The organism is Paenibacillus sp. S-12 (assembly GCF_030363895.1).
GTDB classification, from domain to species: Bacteria; Bacillota; Bacilli; order Paenibacillales; family Paenibacillaceae; genus Paenibacillus_B; species Paenibacillus_B alvei.
Genome location: NZ_JASIUF010000015.1, coordinates 1 through 23,136, shown reverse-complemented (window position 1 = coordinate 23,136; position 23,136 = coordinate 1). Strand labels below are relative to the sequence as shown.

At 54.6% G+C, this 23,136-nt stretch carries 1 protein-coding gene; it reads left to right on the top strand.

Annotated features, from left to right (window positions below):
- Positions 1 to 430 precede the first annotated feature (430 nt).
- Positions 431 to 23,136 (top strand): non-ribosomal peptide synthetase (locus NO352_RS14595; protein ID WP_289355988.1); only part of this gene is annotated, 22,706 nt, incomplete at its 3' end.

Here is a 23,136-nt window from a genome sequence, read left to right as displayed (position 1 = left end):
GTCACTCTATTGTTATAAATAAAGAGAAAGGTGGGAAAGGAGAATGTATTCACCAGTTCTGCTGTCGAAAAGTGCAAAATATTAGCAACTACTGACTACAATTTAGTACATCAGAATTTTAAGGAAAACGAGAGCCCAAGAAGACTAGTATCGCTTAAACAATAAAAACATACGAAATCATGATCGATACCCAAATAAGGATACTCCTCTGTATTTATAAAACCTCAAACAAATTCTTTCTTACAACCAGAACCGTACAATTCTCATTAAAACTGACAGACATAGAATTATTCAATTCATTAGCAAGATTAAGGTGAAATTATAGGAAGTTTAAAGCTACATTGAAAGCTACTTTGTTACAATTACCCGCAGCGGAAAGCATCTGCCAATACCAGCATTCCAAGGATTCCAAAGAGAAGGATGGGTATTTATGTCAATGAGCGAAGCCAATCTGCAACAAAATGAAATAGTTTATTACGAGCTTACAGAAGCGCAGCGTCGAATTTGGTACATGGAACTTTTGAATTCGCATACGACAGTTGCCACGCTTAACAGTTTGCTTACTATCAAGGGCACGATACAAGAGGATAAAATCGTAGAGGTGCTGCAAAGCCTCGCTCTCCGTCACGACGCTCTCCGTATGCGATTGCAGCAGAGAGAAGGTGAGGAGCCACTAAGTTATATTGTTCCTTTTACACCAATTGACATCGATATTGTGAATTTATGCGATAGAGAACCAGAGGCATGGAAAGAAGAAGTTGAGTTTCTGTCATGTCAACCATTTCCCCTTTTTGACTCTCATTTATTTAAATTTACGCTGTTTCGGACTGGTGAATCGGAAGCCAGACTGTTCTTGAGCATCCATCATATTATTGCCGACGGCTATTCGCTCAACTTGTTGGGTAATGAATTCGTTGAGGGCTATCATGCTTTGCTTTGCAATAGAGAGCTGCCTCAAGAAGCGGCGCCTGCTTGCACGGATCTGCTCCGTAATGAGGAGGAGTATTTACAATCTTCCCGGTTTCAGAAAGATAAGGCATTTTGGGAGGGCGAGTTCCTTACGCGGCCTTTCATCACACGGCTTGGCACTTCCGAAAACGCTATACAGACGGCCGGCAGCTTGGCGAATTATGCCCAATATGAAATTCCGGCATCTGCATGCAACGACATCCGTATGTTCTGCGAATCACATCATGTCTCTCCATTTAACTTGTTCGTATCTGCCCTTTGCCTGTATATGTCGCGGATTTGCGGAGAAGAAGAAGTTTTGCTTGGAACGATGTACGCCAACCGGACATCTCGAGAACAGAAGTCGATGGTTGCGATGCTCGTCAGTACGACGCCTTTTCGCATGCGCATTGACGCTTCCTGGTCGTTCGCGGACTTTCTTAAACAAGTAAAGAACAAGCAAAGCGAGCTGATTCGGCATCAAAAGTACCCGTTTAACCGGATTGTCCCGGACCTTCGCAACCGTTTCGGTTTTACAGAGGCATTGCTGCCTGTGTTCTTCAATTATCACCCCATGGAATGGGGCACGCTGCCTGACGATGCGCCTTTCCAATACGAGACACTGCCTCTGGGTAATGGGCACCAGGATAACGAATTGACGGTGCACATCCGCGAACATGTAGGAACCGGAGAAATGGCCATTCAAATCGATTATTTGACAGATTTGTTTGCGCGCCAAGACATCGATTGTCTGTTCCAAAGATTGCTGCATGTAATCCGGGAAGCGATGTCGAACCCCTTGCAGTCGGTAGGGAAATTGGACATTCTGCCTCCTGAAGAACAGAAGAATATACTCCACACTTACAGCTTCGGACAACGGATCGAGCAACGACTTGACCGTTCTATGCACGAAATCTTTGAGACCCATGCAGAAAATATGCCGGATCAAATCGCTGTTGCGGAACCGGGCGGATTATCGCTGACCTATGGACAATTAAATGAGCAAGCGAACAGGCTCGCTCGGACGCTTCGAAGCCAGGGCATAGGCAGCGGAGAACCTGTCGCCATTCTGGGGGAACGTTCTCCGCTTATCGTAACTGCCGTTCTTGCCGTATTAAAGGCAGGCGGCGCTTTTGTTCCGTTGGACAACTCATTGCCTGCCGAGCGCCTGGCTTATATGGTAAGGGATAGCGAAGCCAAAGTACTGCTTACTGCCGACGATGACTTGATGACCGTGCCTGACGGTTGCCGAGTTGTAGATTTGAGGCTTGCGTCAAGCTACGACGACGATTCGACCAATTTACTTCACGGCTGTTCACCTGAGCGACTTGCGTATGTTATCTACACCTCCGGAACAACGGGAAGGCCCAAGGGAGTTATGATCGAGCATCGCAGTTGGATTTCAACCGCATGGTCATGGCATCATGAATACAGGCTCGGAGATATGGATGTACGACTGCTGCAAATGGCCAGCTTTTCTTTTGACGTATTTGCCGGCGATTTGGCCAGAGCATGGCTGAGCGGAGGACAGCTCGTTATATGTTCGAACGAAACTCGTCTCAGCCTGCCTCGTCTCCATGCGGTCATCGTCGAACAAGGCATTACACTGCTGGAATCGACGCCGGCATTGCTTGTGCCGCTCATGGATTATATCTACGAAAATGGTTTAAGTACGGGACACTTACGTTTGTTAATTATGGGCTCAGACCGCTTTGCGGCGAAAGATTATCAGAGGGTATACGGTCGTTGCGGCTCTATCATGCGTATTCTCAACAGTTATGGAGTGACGGAAGCTTGCATTGATGCTTCCTATTATGAGGCAATGAATGGCAGTATACAGCCTCAAGAAGGAAGCGTGCCGATTGGCAGACCGCTCCCGCACGCCAACCTGTATGTGCTTGGTCAGGGCGGGACATTGCAACCCGTTGGCGTGCCGGGGGAGTTGTGCATCGGAGGAGCCGGGGTAGCTCGGGGTTACCTGAACAGGCCGGAATTGACGGCAGAGCGATTCGCTCAAGATCCGTTCGTGAAGGATGGACGCATGTATCGCACCGGAGATCGCGCTTACTGGCTTCCGGACGGTAACTTGCAATTTCTTGGGCGTCTTGATGACCAACTCAGTATAAGGGGCTATCGGGTAGAGCCAGGCGAGATTGAATCATGCATGACACAAATCGCATCCATCCGTGAGGCGGTTGTCGCCGTCATGCCAGATCGTCAAAGTCAGCAGGTGCTTTGCGCTTATTACACGGGCGAGAGGGAGCTTGAGACAGATGAGCTGCGAGGATTCTTGTCCTCGATGCTGCCGGACTATATGATTCCTGTCGCTTTTATGAAGCTGGATCAGCTTCCTTTGACGACAAACGGGAAGGTGGACCGAAGAGCCTTGCCTGCGCTGGATGAAAGGATTTCCTCCAAACCATACCTGCTCCCGGTAACGGATGCTGAGCAACGGATGGCAAAGCTTTGGCAAGAAGTGCTGGATCACGAGCAGATCGGACTCCTAGATAATTTCTTTGAACTTGGAGGCCATTCGCTGAAAGCGATGACACTGTTGACACGCATTCATGAGGAGTTCAAGATCGAACTGGGTTTGCGGGACATCTTTCAGGCGTCAGTGCTAAAAGAATTAACCGAGGTGGTTGGGTCGGCGGCGAAACGTAATTACGAGTCGCTTGAATCCGCCCCTGAGCAGCTTTATTACCCACTATCGTCCGCACAGAAGCGGTTATTTATGTTGCAGCAATTGGATGTAACAGGGCTAAGCTACAATATGCCGGCTGCCTTTCTAATGGAAGGAACGCTGGACAAGGTACGATTGGAAGCCGCGTTCCATGCGCTTTTGGCTCGGCACGAAGCTTTGCGTACTTCATTTGCTATTGTAGATGGAGAACCTATTCAACGCGTGCAGCAGCAAGTTGATTTCTTTATCGCGGAAGAGGAGGCAGAGGACGGGGAAGCAGACGCGCCTATTCGGGCGTTTATCCGACCGTTCGACCTGGGCGCGGCACCACTGCTGCGGGCCAAAGTCGTACATCTCGGGAATCAACGGCATCTGCTCTTATTTGACATGCATCATATCATCTCGGACGGCATTTCTGTGCAAATCTTGACGGAAGAGCTGGCTGCGGCCTATGACGGTGAAACGCTGGAGCCGCTAAAGCTGCAATATAAAGACTATGCTGTATGGCAGCAAGCCTATAGTCATACGGAGGATTACGCCAAGGAGGAAGCCTATTGGCTGGCTCAGTTTGCGGAGGAGGTGCCGGCGCTCCGGCTGCCGACCGACAATCCGCGGCCTGCTGTGCGCAGCTTTATAGGCGGCCGGGTGGACGCCGAGCTGCGCGGCGAGCTTGTAACGGCTGTGCGCGAGTTGGCTCGCAAGAGCGACGCCACCGTGTACATGGTACTGCTAGCCGCATACAGCGCATTTCTGTCGCGTATAGCCGGACAAGACGAGATCGTTGTCGGCACGCCGGTGGCGGGACGCCAGCTTGCAGGTTTGTCAGGCATGTTAGGGATGTTTGTAAACACCTTGGCGCTCCGCATGTACCCAGAAGGAGAAAAAACGTTTGCCGACTATCTCCGTGAAGTGAAGCAGACGGCGTTATCTGCGTTCGAGCATGAGAAATATCCGTTTGAGGAACTGGTCCAGCGAATGGTTCAGGAGCGCGATCTAAGCCGCAATCCACTATTCGACGCAATGCTCGTTCTGCAGCATTGGGAAAATGAAGAGCTGAAACTGGAAAATGTCAATCTGACTCCGTATCCGTTGGATTACACGGCAGCCAAGTTTGACTTGACGCTCACTGTAACCGAGCGAGAGGACAGCTTCTTATTGAGTTGGGAATACGATTCTTCTTTGTTTACGCAACATACGATTGTACGCTGGAGTGGCTGCTTCCAAGAGCTTCTCCTTCAGGCCGTTCATTTCCAGGACGTCAAACTTGGCGCTTACGACTTGGTTACCGCCCAAGATAAAAAACATTTGCTTGAGCGGTTCGCCGGTAGAGAAGAAACGTATGATCCTGCATTATCTGTACTGACATTGTTCGAGCAGCAAGCGGCGCTAACTCCCGACCTCCCGGCGATTATTGGGGAAGAGGGGGAGCTGAGCTACCGGCAACTAAACGAATGGGCGGAGCAACTGGGTGCCGAACTCCGCAGGCGCGGCGTAGGGACGGATATGATCGCCGCCGTCATGACTCACCGTTCGTTAGAAATGGCGGCAGGTATAATTGGGGTCTTGAAAGCAGGAGGAGCCTACCTTCCGATTGATCCGGAATTTCCCGCGGATCGGATTCGATTTATGCTGGAGGACAGCCGCCCGCAAGCGCTGCTTACGTTCAACAAGTATAAGCCGCTCATTGCCGAGCTTCGTCAGGATGTTTCCGTTCTATATTTTGAAGACAATCCGCTGCAAGAAGAAGAAGTTCCCGTGAAAGAGCAGGGACGCTCGATTGATCCGAAGCACTCGGCCTACGTCATCTACACTTCGGGCACTACAGGAAGATCCAAAGGCGTTATTATCGAACACGGGAGCTTTGCGAACACCATACAGTGGAAAAAGCGCCACTACCAGTTTGGCCCGAGCGACAGGGCGTTGATGCTGAATCCTTTTATATTCGATTCGTTTGTGACTCACTTTTTTGCGCCTATCGTCTCAGGAGCTGCCGTTGTTATGCTGAGCGATCAGAACAGCAAGGATGCTGCAGCCATTCGCGAAGCTATCATCCATCATCAAATCACCCATTTGCAGAGCCCGCCGAGCTTTTACTCCGCCATGCTGGAAAACATGAGCCGCGAGGATTGGCGTTCGGTGCGCAGTGCGGTAGTAGCAGGCGAGGCCGTAGGCATGCCTTTAATTCGCCGTTTGAAAGCAATGAATCCTGAAATGCAATTGATGAACGAATACGGCCCAACCGAAAATACGGTCGTAACGACGGCTGTGGAATTAACGGAAGAGACTGCTGTTTCCATCGGACGCCCTATTCCCAATACTCGTGTCTATATTGTCAACGCACAGGGAAGGCTGTCTCCATTCGGCGTACCGGGAGAGCTTTGTATTGCCGGTCTTGGTTTGGCAAGAGGGTATGCGAACCAGCCGGAATTGACGGCAGCGAAGTTTGTTTCCGATCCTTTCGTACCTGGAGAGCGTATGTACCGTACTGGCGATTGGGCCCGGTGGCTGCCGGATGGAACTTTGGAGTACTTGGGACGCATTGATCATCAGGTGAAAATCCGCGGGAATCGGATCGAACTCGGAGATATTGAAGCACATCTGCTAACGCTTCCTGGGATAAGCGAGGCAGTTGTGACTGTAATTAATGGATCGGAGGGAAGTGCAAGTCTGTGCGCCTATTTTGTCGCGGATCGGGAATACACGGCGAAGGAACTGAGACAACGGCTTGGCTTTGCGTTACCTTCTTACATGATCCCGTCTTATTTTGTTCCCATGCTGCAAATGCCTCTGACGGTCAACGGAAAATTGGATCGCCGTGCCCTGCCGTATCCTGAGGGCAGCAACCTAGCCGAAAGCGGAAGTTATTTGGCACCAAGATCCGATGCGGAACAACAAATGGCCGAATTGTGGCAAGAAGTGCTTGACGTTCGCCCGATCGGAGTGAGGGATGATTTCTTTGAACGAGGCGGCCATTCGTTAAAAGCGACGGTACTCGTTTCCCGCATGCAAAAAGAGCTTCAGGCTGACGTGACGCTCCGGGATCTGTTCCAATATTCCACTGTTGAAGCATTGACGGAGGCGCTCGCTTCCAGATCGGTCAAAGCAATCGATACGCTGGAGCCGGCGGCGCCGATGGATTATTATCCGCTGACATCGGCCCAAAAAAGGATGTACGTGCTGCAGCAGTTGGAAGGCATAGACGTCAGTTACAACATGCCGGCGGTTCTCCGGATGGAAGGCAGTCTGGACCCCACGCGATTCGAGTCGGCCCTGCAACAGATCATTCTGCGTCATGACGTTCTGCGAACATCTTTTACATTCATCGACAATCAGCCTATGCAGAAAGTGCACGAGCATGTGCAAGCGTCCGTCGTTTACCGAGCAGCGGAGGAACAGCAGCTTGACGCAAGGATAGCGGAGTTTGTACGTCCATTCGATCTGGAGCAAGCGCCTTTGCTGCGTGTCGAGGTTTTAAGTGCGGGAGAACAGCTGCATTACTTGCTGCTTGATATGCACCATATTATCTCCGATGGCGTATCCATCAGTATTTTTGTAGAAGAATTTGCGAAACTGTACGCCAGCCATCAACTTGACCCCCTTCGATTGCAATACAAAGATTATGCCGTATGGCAGCAGCAATACGCTCATAGTGCAGCTTATCAGAAGAATGAGGATTACTGGCTGCAGCATCTGGGTGGCGAGCTGCCTGTGCTGTATATCCCGACCGATTACTCCCGCCCGATGCTGCGCAGTTTTGCCGGAGAACGTGTTGATTTTCATCTTGACAAGGCATTGTCGGAGTCCGTGCAAAGGTTGGCGCTGAATGAAGGGGCGACCGTGTACATGGTATTGCTGGCGGCATACAGCATGTTTTTATCGCGATTGTGCAGCCAAAACGAGATTATCATCGGCTCCCCGGTGGCCGGGCGTTCCCATGCAGATTTGTCGTCCATGATGGGGATGTTTGTAAATACATTGCCATTGCGTACGTTTCCTTCGGGACAAAAGAAATTTTTGCATTTTATACAAGAAATCAAACAAACGACGATGGATGCCTTAGAGCATGGGGATTACCCGCTGGAAGATTTGGTCGATCAAATTGTCAGAGAGCGGGATATGGGCCGCAATCCGTTATTCGATGCCGTATTTGTGCTGCAAAATACCGATTCGTTACCGATTGTGCTTCCTGAATTGAGTGTAGACACGTATTCGTTTGCAGATACAACGGCAAAGTTTGATCTTACGCTTCAGGTTAACGAACACCCGGATGGCTATCGCTGCTCTATGGAGTTTTCTACGGCTTTATTTGCTCGCGAAACGGTAGAGCGTTGGTGCCGTTACTTCACAGTCATGCTGCATGATGTGATTACGGACCCGGATACGCTGCTTGCTGAAGCAAGAATGCTTAATCAAGAAGAACAGATTGAACAGCTTATGACTTATAGCGGATTACCTGTTTCCCCGATGCCGAATGTCTCGATCACGGATCGTTTTGCAGAGGTCGTCCGCAATTACCCGGAACGATTGGCGGTTGTATGCGGTGAACGTAACCTTACCTATGAAGCGCTACAGCATCAGTCAGGCATTCTGGCCGGCAAGCTTCTTAGAGAAGGACTGCCGCTTCATGCGGCTGTCGGGATTTTAGCTGATCGATCCATTGAATTTATTGTAGCTGTCATGGGAGTTTTGAAGGCGGGTGGCGCCTATGTGCCGCTGGATCCTGAAGCTCCAGAGGACCGTCATCTGTATATTCTGGACGATTGCGGAGCGGAATTTTTGCTGGTTGCCGGCAATTTGCGCCCGCCGGAATCGTATGAGGGGGCAGTCATCAAACTCAACGCCGATTGGCTTTTACATGAGGATCCGGTGGCAGAAGTGCAATCGCGTACGGTCGGCGCCGATGATCCCGCTTATATCATGTATACCTCCGGCACAACGGGAAGGCCGAAAGGCGTGCTGGTCACACACGGCAATGTGGTCAACCTGGTGACAGGCGGCGGATATGTACCGTTTCATGAAGGACATCGCTTCGCACAGACAGGTTCGGTCAGCTTCGATGCGGCGACTTTTGAAATGTTCGGCGCTATTCTTCATGGCGGTCAACTATACCCTGTGGAGAAAGAAGTACTGCTGAACGCAAGCCGCTTGGGACAGTTTATCGCAACCAACGGCATTACGGTTATGTTTTTGACGACATCTCTTTTCCACCATTTGGCCGATGCGGATGGTGAACTTTTTACTGGAATTCAGCATTTGATCATGGGGGGAGAAGTGCTGCTGCCAAAGCATGTTCGGGCCGTTCAGCAAGCATGCCCTTCCATCAAGATATGGAACGGATACGGGCCTACGGAGAATACGACGTTTTCAACCGTGTTCACGGTTAGCGAAACGGATGGCATGACAAGTATCCCAATCGGCCGTCCAATTGGCGGAACGACAGCCTATGTGCTGGGCGACGGAGGACAGGTGCTTCCTATTGGCGTTCCTGGGGAATTGCATCTCGGCGGCGCTGGAGTAGCCAAAGGCTACTGGAATCAGCCTGAGCTTACGCGAGAGAAATTCAAACCCGATCCTTTTAACGAAGGCAAAACGATGTATGCAACGGGGGATCTGGCCCGCTGGCTGCCTGATGGCAATCTTGAATATATGGGACGGATCGATCAGCAGGTCAAAATTCGAGGATACCGGATTGAACCGGGTGAAATTGAAGCCCGTCTGCTGCTGAATGCCGATATTCGACAAGCGTCCGTCGTCATTCGAAAAGATAAGCCTGGACATGCAGTGCTCTGCGCTTATTATGTCAGCGATAGTGCGTTAGATCTGTCCGCATTAAGACATGAAATGAGCCTGGCGCTGCCTGCTTATATGGTACCTGAGCATTACATCCGCCTTGCGGAGCTGCCGCTTACTAAAAACGGAAAACTGGATCGATCGGCATTGCCTGTACCTGCCTATGAACCGGCAGCCGTTGCACCATACATGGCCCCTCGTACACGGACGGAGGCTCAGCTAGCCGCAATTTGGGAAGACGTGCTGCAAATTTCGCAAGTAGGAGTAAGCAGCAGCTTCTTTGAATTGGGAGGCCACTCGCTAAAGGCGATGACGTTGGCATCGCGCATCCATCAAGCGTTGCATGTACAAATCTCGATTCGTGACATATTCCGCTTTGCAACTATTGAAGCGTTGGCTACGCTTGTCGAACGGCAATCGAAGGATCTGTTTAAGGGATTGCAGCCGGCCGAGCCATGCGATTATTATCCGCTGTCATCCGCACAAAGAAGGCTGTTCGTGCTGCAGCAGCTTGAAGGCGCGGAACTAAGCTATAACATGCCTGCGGCTCTGTTATTCCATGGACGCGTGGACTTTGCCCGATTGGAACAGGCTTTCAGAGAGCTGCTCGCTCGCCACGAGGTGCTGCGAACTGGGTTTGAAAGGGTAGACGGCGAGCCTGTTCAACGAATTAACGCTGAGGTCGCGTTCGATTTGCCTTATCGGGAAGCCGGGGATAGGAGAGTGGAAGATCTCATACGGGAGTTTATTCGTCCTTTCGATCTGAGTCAGGCACAGCTGCTGCGCGTTCAGTTGACCAAGCTAACCGACACGCAGCATCTGCTCCTGTTTGACATGCATCATATTATTTCCGACGGAACTTCCATGAGCATCTTGATAGAAGAGGTGACACGGCTGTATGCCGGCGATCGTCTCGAGCCCGTATCGCTTCATTATAAGGATTATGCCGTCTGGCTGGCGGCAAACCGTCATTCGAATACGTATGTTCAACAAAAAGAGTACTGGTTGCAGCAGCTTGGCGGCGAGCTTCCGGTTCTTCAACTGCCGGTCGATTTCGCCCGTCCGTCGATCCAAAGCTTCGCGGGCAGCCAACTGGATTTCACGATCGATGCGGAATTGACTGCCAGCATCAAGCAGCTGGCGCAAGACACGGGGACTACGTTATTCATGGTGCTGCTCGCAGCTTACAGCATGTTCCTAGGCAAACTGGCAGGTCAGGACGAAATTATTGTGGGAACGCCGATTGCCGGCCGGCCGCATGCCGACCTGTCCGGCATGCTCGGCATGTTCGTCAACACCTTAGCCATCCGCTCGATGCCTTCTGCTGACAAAACATTCCGAAGCTATTTGGAAGAAATGAAACAACTGGCTTTAACGGCGTTTGAGCATGCGGAGTACCCGTTTGAAGAACTGGTGGAGCACGTCGTACGGCAGCGGGATGTGAGCCGCAATCCGATTTTCGATGCGATGTTCGCGCTGCAAAATATGAACCGATCCGAACTGCAGATGGCCGATGTCGAGATCACACCGTACGAGTTGGAAAACCCGACATCGAAATTCGACTTGTCGCTATTTATCCACGAGGCGGGAGAGGAGCTGCACGGCAGTCTGGAGTACGCGACAGCGCTCTTCGAGGCGGATACGATCTCACGGTGGAAAGATCATTTCATCACGCTGCTGCGGCATACGGCCGCTGACCCGGATGTCACCCTTGGCAAAGCGAGCTTGCTAAACGAACAGGACCGAATGACGCTCCAAGGCTGGATGGACGGACCTGTACAGAATACGCCGGATGCCTCGGTGCATCAGTTGTTCCGCAAGCAGGCGAAGGCAACACCGGAAGCTGTTGCGGTCGTATGTGCCGATACAAGGCTTACGTACGAAGAACTGGATCGGTTGTCGGATCGCCTGGCTGGTGCCTTGCGCCTGGAACAGATCGGCAGCGGCCGTATTGTCGGGCTGATGGCGGGACGTTCCGCCCACATGATGATTGGTTTGCTGGGCATTTTGAAAGCAGGCGCGGCTTTCCTTCCGGTCGACCCTTCCTATCCGACGGAGCGCATCGCGTACATGCTGGAAGACTCAAAAGTGGCTTGCCTGCTGGCGGATGCCCCTTCCGCTTCAACGAGAGAAGGTCTTGGATACGGCGGTAAGACGCTCATCATCGAAGAGCTTCTTGCGGCAAGCGAGCAAAGTGCGTGGAGCCGTGATAGCTCTAATAGCTCTAATAACTCTGATAGATCTAATAGCTCTAATAACTCTAATAACTCTAATAACTCTGATAGCCCGGATAGTTCCTACGAGCCGGATAATGAAAGCAGCCGATTGCTCTACGTTATCTATACGTCAGGTACGACCGGGAAGCCGAAAGGCGTCATGTTGGAGCATGGCAACCTCGTGAACCTGATCATGCATCAATACGAGCGTACATCCATTCCATTTGACAAGCAGGTGCTGCAGTATGCGTCGTACAGCTTTGATGTGAGCTATCAGGAAATCTTTTCTACCTTGCTGGCGGGTGGAACGCTGCATGTCGTCGAGGAGGACATGCGTCAAAATCCGACTGCGCTCTTCCGCTATGTGGAGGAACGAGCCATTCCAACCTTGCTGCTGCCGTCGTCGTTCGTCAAATTCGTTTGGAACGATCCGGCCTACGAAGCGAGTTGGCCAACGTGCGTGCAGCATCTGATTACGGCCGGAGAGGCGCTGATTGTCGGTCCGGAGCTGCAGCGCTACTTGCAGGAGCAGGGCGTTACACTTCACAATCATTACGGCCCTTCGGAGACACATGTAGCGACCACGTACACAATCAGGCCGCAAGAGCCGATGACGGCGCTGCCGCCGATCGGCAAGCCGATCAGCAATTCGTCTGTGTACATTTTGGACGCGTTTGGACAGTTGCAGCCGATCGGCGTAGCGGGAGAACTGTATATTGGCGGCGCTTGTGTCGGCAGAGGGTACTTGCATCAGCCGGGCTGGACGCAGGAGAAGTTCCTGGCCAACCCATGGCTGGAAGGAACGCGGATGTATCGGACCGGGGATCGGGCCCGCTGGTTGGCCGACGGCAACCTCGAGTATTTGGGCCGTATCGATCATCAGGTGAAAATAAGAGGATACCGGATCGAACCGGGCGAGATCGAAACTAGACTGTTAGCGTTGGAAGGAATTCGAGAGGCGGCCGTAGTCGCGCTGCCCGATGAGCGAGGCAGCCATGAGCTGTGCGCGTATGTGGCAGGCGAACGCGAATTTACATTCGCCGAACTGCGCGAAGCCTTGCGATTGAACTTGCCAGACTATATGATTCCGGCGTATGTCGTGCAGTTGGAAGAACTGCCGCTGACGAATAACGGAAAAATCGACCGCAAAGCGCTGCCGGCGCCAGAAGAGTCGCTGCGAACGGGAACGGAGTATGCAGCGCCGCGCACAGCGACGGAAGCGAAGCTGGCGCAGCTATGGCAAGAGGTGCTGGGACTGGAACGCGTCGGCATCCGCGATAACTTCTTTGACATCGGGGGCCATTCGCTCCGGGCGATGACGCTCGTATCGCGCATTCATCAGACGCTGGAGGCGGAGGTGCCGCTGCGGCAATTGTTCCTCTCGCCAACGATTGAAAGCTTGGCGGCTGCACTGGAGGCGACGAAGGGCAGCACCTTTGAAGGGCTTGTGCCCGCTCCGCTGCAGGCGGCGTATCCGTTGTCGTCCGCGCAAAAACGGCTGTATGTGCTGCAGCAGTTGGAGGGCGCCGAACTGAGCTACAACATGCCTGCGGCGCTGCGCCTGACGGGAACGCTGGATCGCCAGCGGCTGGAAGCCGCCTTACAGGGGCTCATCGTGCGTCATGAATCGCTGCGCACAGCGTTTGCGGCGATAGACGGGGAGCCGATGCAGCGCATCATAGAGGCCCCGGACTTTACCATCGCGTATGAGGAGGCAAGAGGAGCCGAGGCGCAGGCGTTCATTCGCCGCTTCCTCCGTCCGTTTGACCTTGGCGTTGCGCCGCTGCTGCGTACGACGGTGGTGCGGCTGGACGAAACGGATCACGTGCTGCTGTTCGATATGCACCATATCATTTCTGACGGCACCTCGATGAACATTTTGGTGCAGGAATTAACGAAGCTGTATGCCGGAGAAGAACTGGCACCGCTGCGTTTGCAGTATAAAGATTATGCGCTCTGGCAGCAAGGTTACCGGCAAAGTGCGGCTTACCGGAAGATGGAAAGCTACTGGCTGAGCCAGTTTGCAGGCGAGCTGCCGGTGCTGAGCCTGCCGACGGATGCTCCGCGACCGGCGGTGCGCAGCTTCGAGGGGGATCGGGTCGATTTCGAGCTGGACAGTGTGCTGGCCGAAGCGGTCAGAGAGATGGCCCGGGAAAACGGCGCGACCGTATACATGGTGCTGCTGGCCGCGTACAGCGCCCTGCTGGGGCGGTTAAGCGGTCAAGAAGAACTGATCGTCGGTACATCGATCGCCGGGCGTTCCCATGCGGACCTGCAAGGGATGCTGGGGATGTTTGTGAACACGCTGGCGCTGCGGATGAACCCGTCCGGAGAAAAGCCGTTCTCTGCTTACTTGCAGGAAGTGAAGCAGACGGCGCTCGGGGCCTTGGAGCATGGGGACTACCCGTTCGAGGAACTGGTGGAGCAGGTGGTGAAGCAGCGGGATATGAGCCGCAATCCTTTGTTCGATGCCATGCTGGTGCTGCAAAACACCGAGCAGGCCGAATTGGAGCTGGCGGGCCTGCAATGGACGCCGTATCCGATAGAGAGCGGAGCAGCGAAATTCGACTTGACGCTGTCGGTCAGCGAGCACGAGCAGGGGATGCGATGCACATTGGAATATGCGTCAAAACTGTTCGAACGGACGACGATCGAGCGCTGGGCGGGTCACTTCACCGAGCTGCTGCGCCAAGCGGTTCGTCATCCGCAGGCGATGCTGGGAAGCATCGAGGTGCTGACGGCCGACGAGCGGGAAGAGTTGCTGGTGACATTCAACGATACGGCGGTTGAGCTGCCGGCGGAAGCAACGGTGCATGCGCTATTCGAACAGCAGGCTGCGCGGATGCCGGAGCAACCGGCGATCGTAAGCGGAGAGGCAGTATGGACGTACGGCGAGCTGGAAGCGCGAGCCAACCGCATCGCCGGCTGGCTGCATGCGCACGGGGTGAGAAGCGAAGAACGCGTCGGCGTGCTGCTCAGCCGTTCTCCGCAACTAATTGCCGGTCTGCTGGGCGTGCTGAAAGCCGGCGCTGCCTATGTGCCGCTAGATCCGGCGCTGCCGGCAGCGCGCATCGAGGGAATGATTCAGGATGCCGGTATCCGTATCCTGCTGAGCGAAGGGGCGCAGACGGAAACGGTGACGGACTGGAAAGAAACACCGCTGCGGCATGTCCTGTGCTTGGATGAGGAACGTTCCGCTGTTACGGAAATAGCTGCTGCGGTTTTCGAAGAGAAGAAGGAACGCTTAGCCGCCACGGAAGCCGAAGGGCAGGAAAATTGTTCCGCCATGGTGAGGTTCGCCTCCGCGGAAGAATTGGAAGCCTATTCGCCGGTATCCACGGGATCAACGGATGTACAGTCGAATGTACCGACAACGCCGATGAACAGCGCGTATGTGATCTACACGTCGGGCACCACCGGCAAGCCGAAAGGCGTGGTGGTGGAGCACCGGAACGTCGTGAACTTTATCGCGGGGATGGTGCGCTCGCTGCCGTTTGCGCCATCTGCGTCGATCCTCTCGGTCACCACGGTGTCCTTCGACATTTTCGTGACCGAGAGCTGGGTACCGCTCAGCTGCGGGATGCAGATCGTTCTCGCGAGCGAAGCGGAGCTTCAGGACCCTGCGCTGCTGGGCGATTTGCTGGCGGAGCATCCGGTACAGCTAATGCAGACGACGCCTTCGAGACTGTCAATGATGCTGGAGCAGGAGCACAGCGCGGCGCAGCTGCGCCGTATACCAGCCCTGTTGATCGGCGGCGAGCCGCTGCCCGCGGCGCTGCTGAAGCAGCTTCGGGAGCAAACGAATGCGTCGCTGTACAATATGTACGGCCCGACGGAAACGACGGTGTGGTCTACGTTTGAACATCTAGAAGATAGCGAAGGAGAAAAAGTCAGCATCGGTCGTCCGCTGGCGAACACGCAGGCGTACGTGCTGAACGCAGCGCTGCAGCTGCAGCCGATCGGAGCCGTAGGCGAACTGTGCCTCGGAGGCGCCGGGGTCGCCCGCGGATACTGGGCGCGCGAAGAGCTGACCAGGGAGAAGTTTGTCAATCATCCGTACCTCCCCGGGGAGCGGATCTACCGGACGGGCGATTTGGCCCGCTGGCTGCCGGATGGCCGATTGGAGCATTTGGGCCGGATCGATCATCAGGTGAAGATCCGCGGGTACCGGATCGAACCGGGCGAGATCGAAGCGCATCTGCTGCGAGTTGAAGGCGTCAAGGAAGCGGTCGTGACCGTTGCTGCCGGGGAAACGCAGGAACTGTGCGCCTATGTAACGGGCAGCGGTGAGCTCACGGCGCAGGCGATGCGGAGCAAGTTGTCGGCGGGCCTTCCGTCTTATATGATCCCCACGCACTTCATTCGCTTGGAGAAGATGCCGCTCACGCCAAACGGGAAGCTGAACCGCAAGGCACTGCCAGCGCCGGAAGGGGCGCTGAGTACGGGAACGGAGTATGCAGCGCCGCGCACGACGACGGAAGCGAAGCTGGCGCAGCTATGGCAAGAGGTGCTGGGGCTAGAACGTGTCGGCATTCATGATAACTTCTTTGACATCGGGGGTCATTCGCTCCGAGCAATGACGCTTATAAGCAGAGTAAACAAGGAAATGAGCGTGAGCCTGCCCCTAAGAAATGTGTTCTTTTATCCGACAGTCGAAGAGATGGCGCAGGCGATCTCTAAGCTGGAGCGGCTGGAATATGCCGTCATTCCGCAGGCCGAAGCAAGGAATGACTACCCGGTGTCCTCGGCGCAGAAACGGATGTACATTTTGCAGCAGTTTGAAGGTGCAGAACTAAGCTATAGCATGCCTGCAGCCTTGTTATTCAATGGACGTGTGGACTTTGCCCGATTGGAACAGGCTTGCCGGGAACTTATCGCTCGCCACGAGGTGCTGCGAACCGGGTTTGATGTGGTGGACGGCGAGCCTGTTCAACGAATTAGCGCTGAGGTTGCGTTCGATTTGCTTTATCGGGAAGCGGGGGACAGGAGAGCGGAAGACCTCATTAGGGAGTTTATTCGTCCTTTCGATCTGAGCCAGGCACCACTGCTGCGCGTTCAGTTGACCAAGCTGACCGATACGCAGCATCTGCTCCTGTTTGACATGCATCATATTATTTCCGACGGAACTTCCATGGGCATTTTGATTGAAGAGGTGACACGGCTGTATGCCGGCGATCGTCTCGAGCCCGTATCGCTTCATTATAAGGATTATGCCGTCTGGCTGGCGGCAAACCGTCATTCGAATACGTATGTTCAACAAAAAGAGTACTGGCTGCAGCAGCTTGGCGGCGAGCTTCCGGTTCTACAGCTGCCATCCGATTTCGCCCGTCCGTCGATCCAAAGCTTTGCGGGCAGCCGACTGGATTTCACGATCGATGCGGAATTGACTGCCAGCATCAAGCAGCTGGCGCAAGACACGGGGACCACGTTATTCATGGTGCTGCTCGCCGCTTACAGTATGTTCTTGGGCAAACTGGCAGGTCAGGACGAAATTATTGTGGGAACGCCGATTGCTGGCCGGCCGCATGCCGACCTGTCCGGCATGCTCGGCATGTTCGTCAACACCTTAGCCATCCGCTCGATGCCTTCTGCTGACAAAACATTCCGAAGCTATTTGGAAGAAATGAAACAACTGGCTTTAACGGCGTTTGAGCATGCGGAGTACCCGTTTGAAGAACTGGTGGAGCATGTCGTACGGCAGCGGGATGTGAGCCGCAATCCGATTTTCGATGCGATGTTTGTGTTGCAAAATATGAACCGGTCTGAACTGCAGATGGCCGATGTCGACATCGTACCCTACGAGTTGGAAAACCCGACATCGAAATTCGACTTGTCGTTATTTATCCACGAGGGGGGAGAGGAACTGCACGGCAGTCTGGAGTACGCGACAGCGCTCTTCGAGGCGGATACGATCTCACGGTGGAAAGATCATTTCATCACGCTGCTGCGGCATACGGCCGCTGACCCGGATGTCACCCTTGGCAAAGCGAGCTTGCTAAACGAACAGGACCGAATGACGCTCCAAGGCTGGATGGACGGACCTGTACAGAAAATGCCGGATGCCTCGGTGCATCAGTTGTTCCGCAAGCAGGCGAAGGCAACACCGGAAGCTGTTGCGGTCGTATGTGCCGATACAAGGCTTACGTACGAAGAACTGGATCGGTTGTCGGATCGCCTGACTGCTACCTTGCGCCTGAAACAGATTGGCAGCGGCCGTATTGTCGGGCTGATGACGGGACGTTCCGCCCACATGATGATTGGTTTGCTGGGCATTTTGAAAGCAGGCGCGGCTTTCCTTCCGGTCGACCCTTCCTATCCGGCGGAACGCATCGCGTACATGCTGGACGATTCGAAAGTGGCATGCCTGCTGTCGGATGCCCCTTCCGCTTCAACGAGAGAAGGTCTTGGATACGGCGGTAAGACGTTCATCATCGAAGAGCTTCTTGCGGCAAGCGAGCAAAGTGCGTGGAGCCGTGATAGCTCTAATAACTCTAATAGCCCGGATAGCTCCTACGAGCCGGATAACGAAAGCAGCCGATTGCTCTACGTTATCTATACGTCAGGTACGACCGGGAAGCCGAAAGGCGTCATGTTGGAGCATGGCAACCTCGTGAACTTGATCATGCACCAATACGAGTGTACGTCCATTCCATTTGACAAGCAGGTGCTGCAGTATGCGTCGTACAGCTTTGATGTGAGCTATCAAGAAATCTTTTCTACCTTGCTGGCGGGCGGAACCCTGCATGTCGTCGAGGAGGACATGCGTCAAAATCCGACTGCGTTATTCCGTTATGTAGAGGAACGAGGCATTCCAACCTTGCTGCTGCCGTCGTCGTTCGTCAAATTCGTTTGGAACGATCCGGCCTACGAAGCGAGTTGGCCAACGTGCGTGCAGCATCTGATTACGGCCGGAGAGGCGCTGATTGTCGGTCCGGAGCTGCAGCGCTACTTGCAGGAGCAGGGCGTTATGCTTCACAATCATTACGGCCCTTCGGAGACACATGTAGCGACCACGTACACGATCAGGCCGCAAGAGCCGATGACGGCGCTGCCGCCGATCGGCAAGCCAATCAGCAATTCGTCTGTGTACATTTTGGACGCGTTTGGACAGTTGCAGCCGATCGGCGTAGCGGGAGAACTGTATGTTGGCGGCGCTTGTGTCGGCAGAGGGTACTTGCATCAGCCGGGCTGGACGCAGGAGAAGTTCCTGGCCAACCCATGGCTGGAAGGAAAGCGGATGTATCGAACCGGGGATCAAGCCCGCTGGTTGGCCGACGGCAACTTGGAGTATTTGGGCCGTATCGACCACCAGGTGAAGATCCGCGGCTACCGGATTGAACCGGGCGAGATCGAAACTAGACTGTTAGCGTTGGAAGGAATTCGAGAGGCGGCTGTAGTCGCGCTGCCAGATGAGCGAGGCAGCCATGAGCTGTGCGCGTATGTGGCAGGCGAACGCGAATTTACATTCGCCGAACTGCGCGAAGCTTTGCGATTGAACTTGCCGGACTATATGATTCCGGCGTATGTCGTGCAGTTGGAAGAACTGCCGCTGACGAATAACGGCAAAATCGACCGCAAAGCGCTGCCAGCGCCAGAAGAGTCGCTGCGAACGGGAACGGAGTATGCAGCGCCGCGCACGGCGACGGAAGCGAAGCTGGCGCAGCTATGGCAAGAGGTGCTGGGACTGGAGCGCGTCGGCATCCGCGATAACTTCTTTGACATCGGGGGCCATTCGCTCCGGGCGATGACACTTGTATCGCGCATTCATCAGACGCTGGAGTCGGAGGTGCCGCTGCGGCAATTATTCCTCTCACCAACGATAGAAGGCTTGGCGGCTGCACTGGAGGCGACGAAGGGCGGCACCTTTGAAGCGCTTGTGCCCGCTCCGCTGCAGGCGGCGTATCCGTTGTCGTCCGCGCAAAAACGGCTGTATGTGCTGCAGCAGTTGGAGGGCGCCGAACTGAGCTACAACATGCCTGCGGCGCTGCGCCTGACGGGAACGCTGGATCGCCAGCGGCTGGAAGCCGCCTTACAGGGGCTCATCGCCCGTCATGAATCGCTGCGCACAGCGTTTGCGGCGATAGACGGGGAGCCGATGCAGCGCATCATAGAGGCTCCCGGCTTCACCGTCGCGTACGAGGAGGCTAGAGGAGCCGATGTGCAGGCGTCCATTCGCAGCTTCCTCCGTCCGTTTGACCTTGGCGTTGCGCCGCTGCTGCGGACGACGGTGGTGCGGCTGGACGAAGCGGATCACGTGCTGCTGTTCGACATGCATCATATCGTGTCCGACGGTACCTCCATGAACATTTTGGTGCAGGAATTGACGAAGCTGTATGCGGGAGAAGAATTGGAACCGCTGCGGCTGCAGTACAAAGATTATGCGCTCTGGCAGCAGGGGTACCGACAAAGTGCGGCCTACCGGAAGATGGAAAGCTACTGGCTGAGCCAGTTTGCAGGCGAGCTGCCGGTGCTGAGCCTGCCGACGGATGCTCCGCGACCGGCGGTGCGCAGCTTCGAGGGGGATCGGGTCGATTTCGAGCTGGACAGTGTGCTGGCCGAAGCGGTCAGAGAGATGGCCCGGGAAAACGGCGCGACCGTATACATGGTGCTGCTGGCCGCGTACAGCGCCCTGCTGGGGCGGTTAAGCGGTCAAGAAGAACTGATCGTCGGTACATCGATCGCCGGGCGTTCCCATGCGGACCTGCAAGGGATGCTGGGGATGTTTGTGAACACGCTGGCGCTGCGGATGAACCCGTCCGGAGAAAAGCCGTTCTCTGCTTACTTGCAGGAAGTGAAGCAGACGGCGCTCGGGGCCTTGGAGCATGGGGACTACCCGTTCGAGGAACTGGTGGAGCAGGTGGTGAAGCAGCGGGATATGAGCCGCAATCCGTTGTTCGATGCCATGCTGGTGCTGCAAAACACCGAGCAGGCTGATTTAGAGCTGGCGGGCCTGCAATGGACGCCGTATCCGATGGAGAGCGGAGCAGCGAAATTCGACTTGACGCTGTCGGTCAGCGAGCACGAGCAGGGGATGCGATGCACAATGGAATATGCGTCGAAACTGTTCGAACGGACGACGATCGAGCGCTGGGCGGGTCACTTCACCGAACTGCTGCGCCAAGCGGTCCGTCATCCGCAGGCGATGCTGGGAAGCATCGAGATGCTGACAGACGACGAGCGGGAAGAGCTGCTGGTGACATTCAACGATACGGCGGTTGAGCTGCCGGCGGAAGCATCGGTGCATGCGCTGTTCGAACGGCAGGCTGCACGGACCCCGGATGCGGTAGCTGTGGTATTTGAAGATAGGCTGCTGACGTACCGAGAGTTGAACGAGCGGGCTAACCGCTTGGCGAGAAGATTGCAGGCGCGAGGGGTGCAGCGTGAGCAATTGGTAGGCATCATGGCCGAACGCTCGCTGGAGATGATCGTAGGCATACTGGCGATACTAAAAGCCGGCGGAGCATATGTGCCGATCGATCCCGAGTATCCTCAGGAACGCATCTCCTATATGTTAGAGGATTCCGGGGCGCAGGTGCTGCTGATTCAGAAGCATTTAAAGGAGAAGGCTTCTTTTGCGGGAGTCAAGGTGGAACTGGAAGAGGAGCCGTTGTCCGTTGCAGAAGAATACTTCGCGAATAGTGCGAACTTGGCAGTGGCAGCAATGGCCGATGATCTGGCGTACATCATCTACACCTCGGGCTCAACAGGAACGCCTAAAGGGGTATGCGTGACGCATCGCGGGGTTGTCAGACTTGTTTCGTCATCAAATTATGTGGACATTAGCGAACAAGACGTATTTTTGCAGGGATCAACGATTTCCTTTGATGCTGCGACGTTTGAGATATGGGGCAGTTTGCTGAATGGTGCGGCGCTGGCGATTTTGCCGCCCGGAAAATTGTCGCTAACGGACTGGGTGCAGGCGATTCAGCAGCATCACGTCAGTATTTTGTGGCTAACGGCTGGCTTGTTCCATGTGATGGTGGAGGAGCAGTTAGAAGGTTTGTACGGGGTGAAGCAACTGCTGGTTGGCGGTGACGTTGTTTCAAGGCCGCATGCGAAAAAAGTGTTGGAGCGATTCAGCGAAATACGGCTGATCAACGGTTACGGTCCGACGGAAAACACGACGTTTACGTGCTGCCATGAAATCCGAATGTCGGATGTGGAGCGCGCGTCGATTCCGATTGGCCGTCCGATCAGCAACACGCAAGTATACGTGCTGGGCAGAGCCCAAGAGATATTGCCTATTGGCGTGATTGGAGAGTTGTATACCGGCGGCAGCGGACTAGCGCGCGAATACTTGAACAATCCGGAGTTAACAGCGGCGAAGTTTGTGGAGCATCCGTTTGCGGCGGGCGAGCGGTTGTACCGAACAGGCGATTTGGCCCGCTGGCTGCCGGATGGAACAATAGAGTATGCAGGTCGCATGGACGATCAGGTGAAAATCCGCGGTTACCGGATTGAGCTTGGAGAAATCGAAGCACAGCTTCTTCGTGTAACGGACGTTCAGGAAGCGGTGATCATCGCCCGCGAGGACGAAACCGGCCGGAAAACGCTGTGTGCCTACATCAAAGCGACACGTGATCTAGAGGCCGATGAACTCCGAAACCCTCTGGCGCAAAAACTGCCAGGGTACATGATCCCGTCGTACTTCGTGCAGCTTGCGCAGATGCCGCTGACGCCTAACGGCAAAGTGGACCGCAAAGCACTGCCGGCGCCGGAAGCAGGCATGAGTGCGGGGACGGAATACGTCGCCCCGCGCACAGGCGAGGAAAAAGCGCTCGTGTCTGTTTGGCAGTCGGTGTTGGGCGTAGAGAAGATTGGCATCTTCGATCATTTCTTCGAGCTTGGCGGCGATTCGATCAAAGCGATTCAAGTCGCTTCACGGCTGCTGCAAGCCGGATATAAGGTCGAGATGAAAGATCTGTTCCGCTATCCGGTCGTCGCCGAGCTTAGCTCCCAGATGACGGCGGTCACTCGCCGCGCGGAACAAGAAGAGGTGTATGGTCCCGTGCCACTTACGCCGATCCAGCGCTGGTTCGTGCAGCATGATCCCGTGGATCTGCATCATTTCAACCACGCGGTCATGCTGCACCGGGAAGACCGGTTCGACATTGGAGCGCTGCGCCTGACGATGCAGCGCATTGCCAAGCATCACGACGCGCTGCGGATAATTGTAACGCAGACGGAAGACGGCTATGCCGCTTGGAACCGTAGTGTGGAAGACGGCGAAAGCTATTGTCTGGACGTATTTGACTTCCGTGGCGAAGAAACATGGAGCCAGCGGGTTGAGACGGAGGCCGGCAAGCTGCAGGCCAGCTTCTCGCTGGCCGCCGGTCCGCTCCTGAAACTGGGCTTGTTCCAGTGCCCGGACGGGGATCATTTGTTGATCGCGATTCATCATTGGGTCGTCGACGGAGTTTCATGGCGCATCCTTTTTGAGGATATCGCGTCAGCTTACGAACAAGCGGCGCAAGGACAGGACATTCGGCTGCCGCTGAA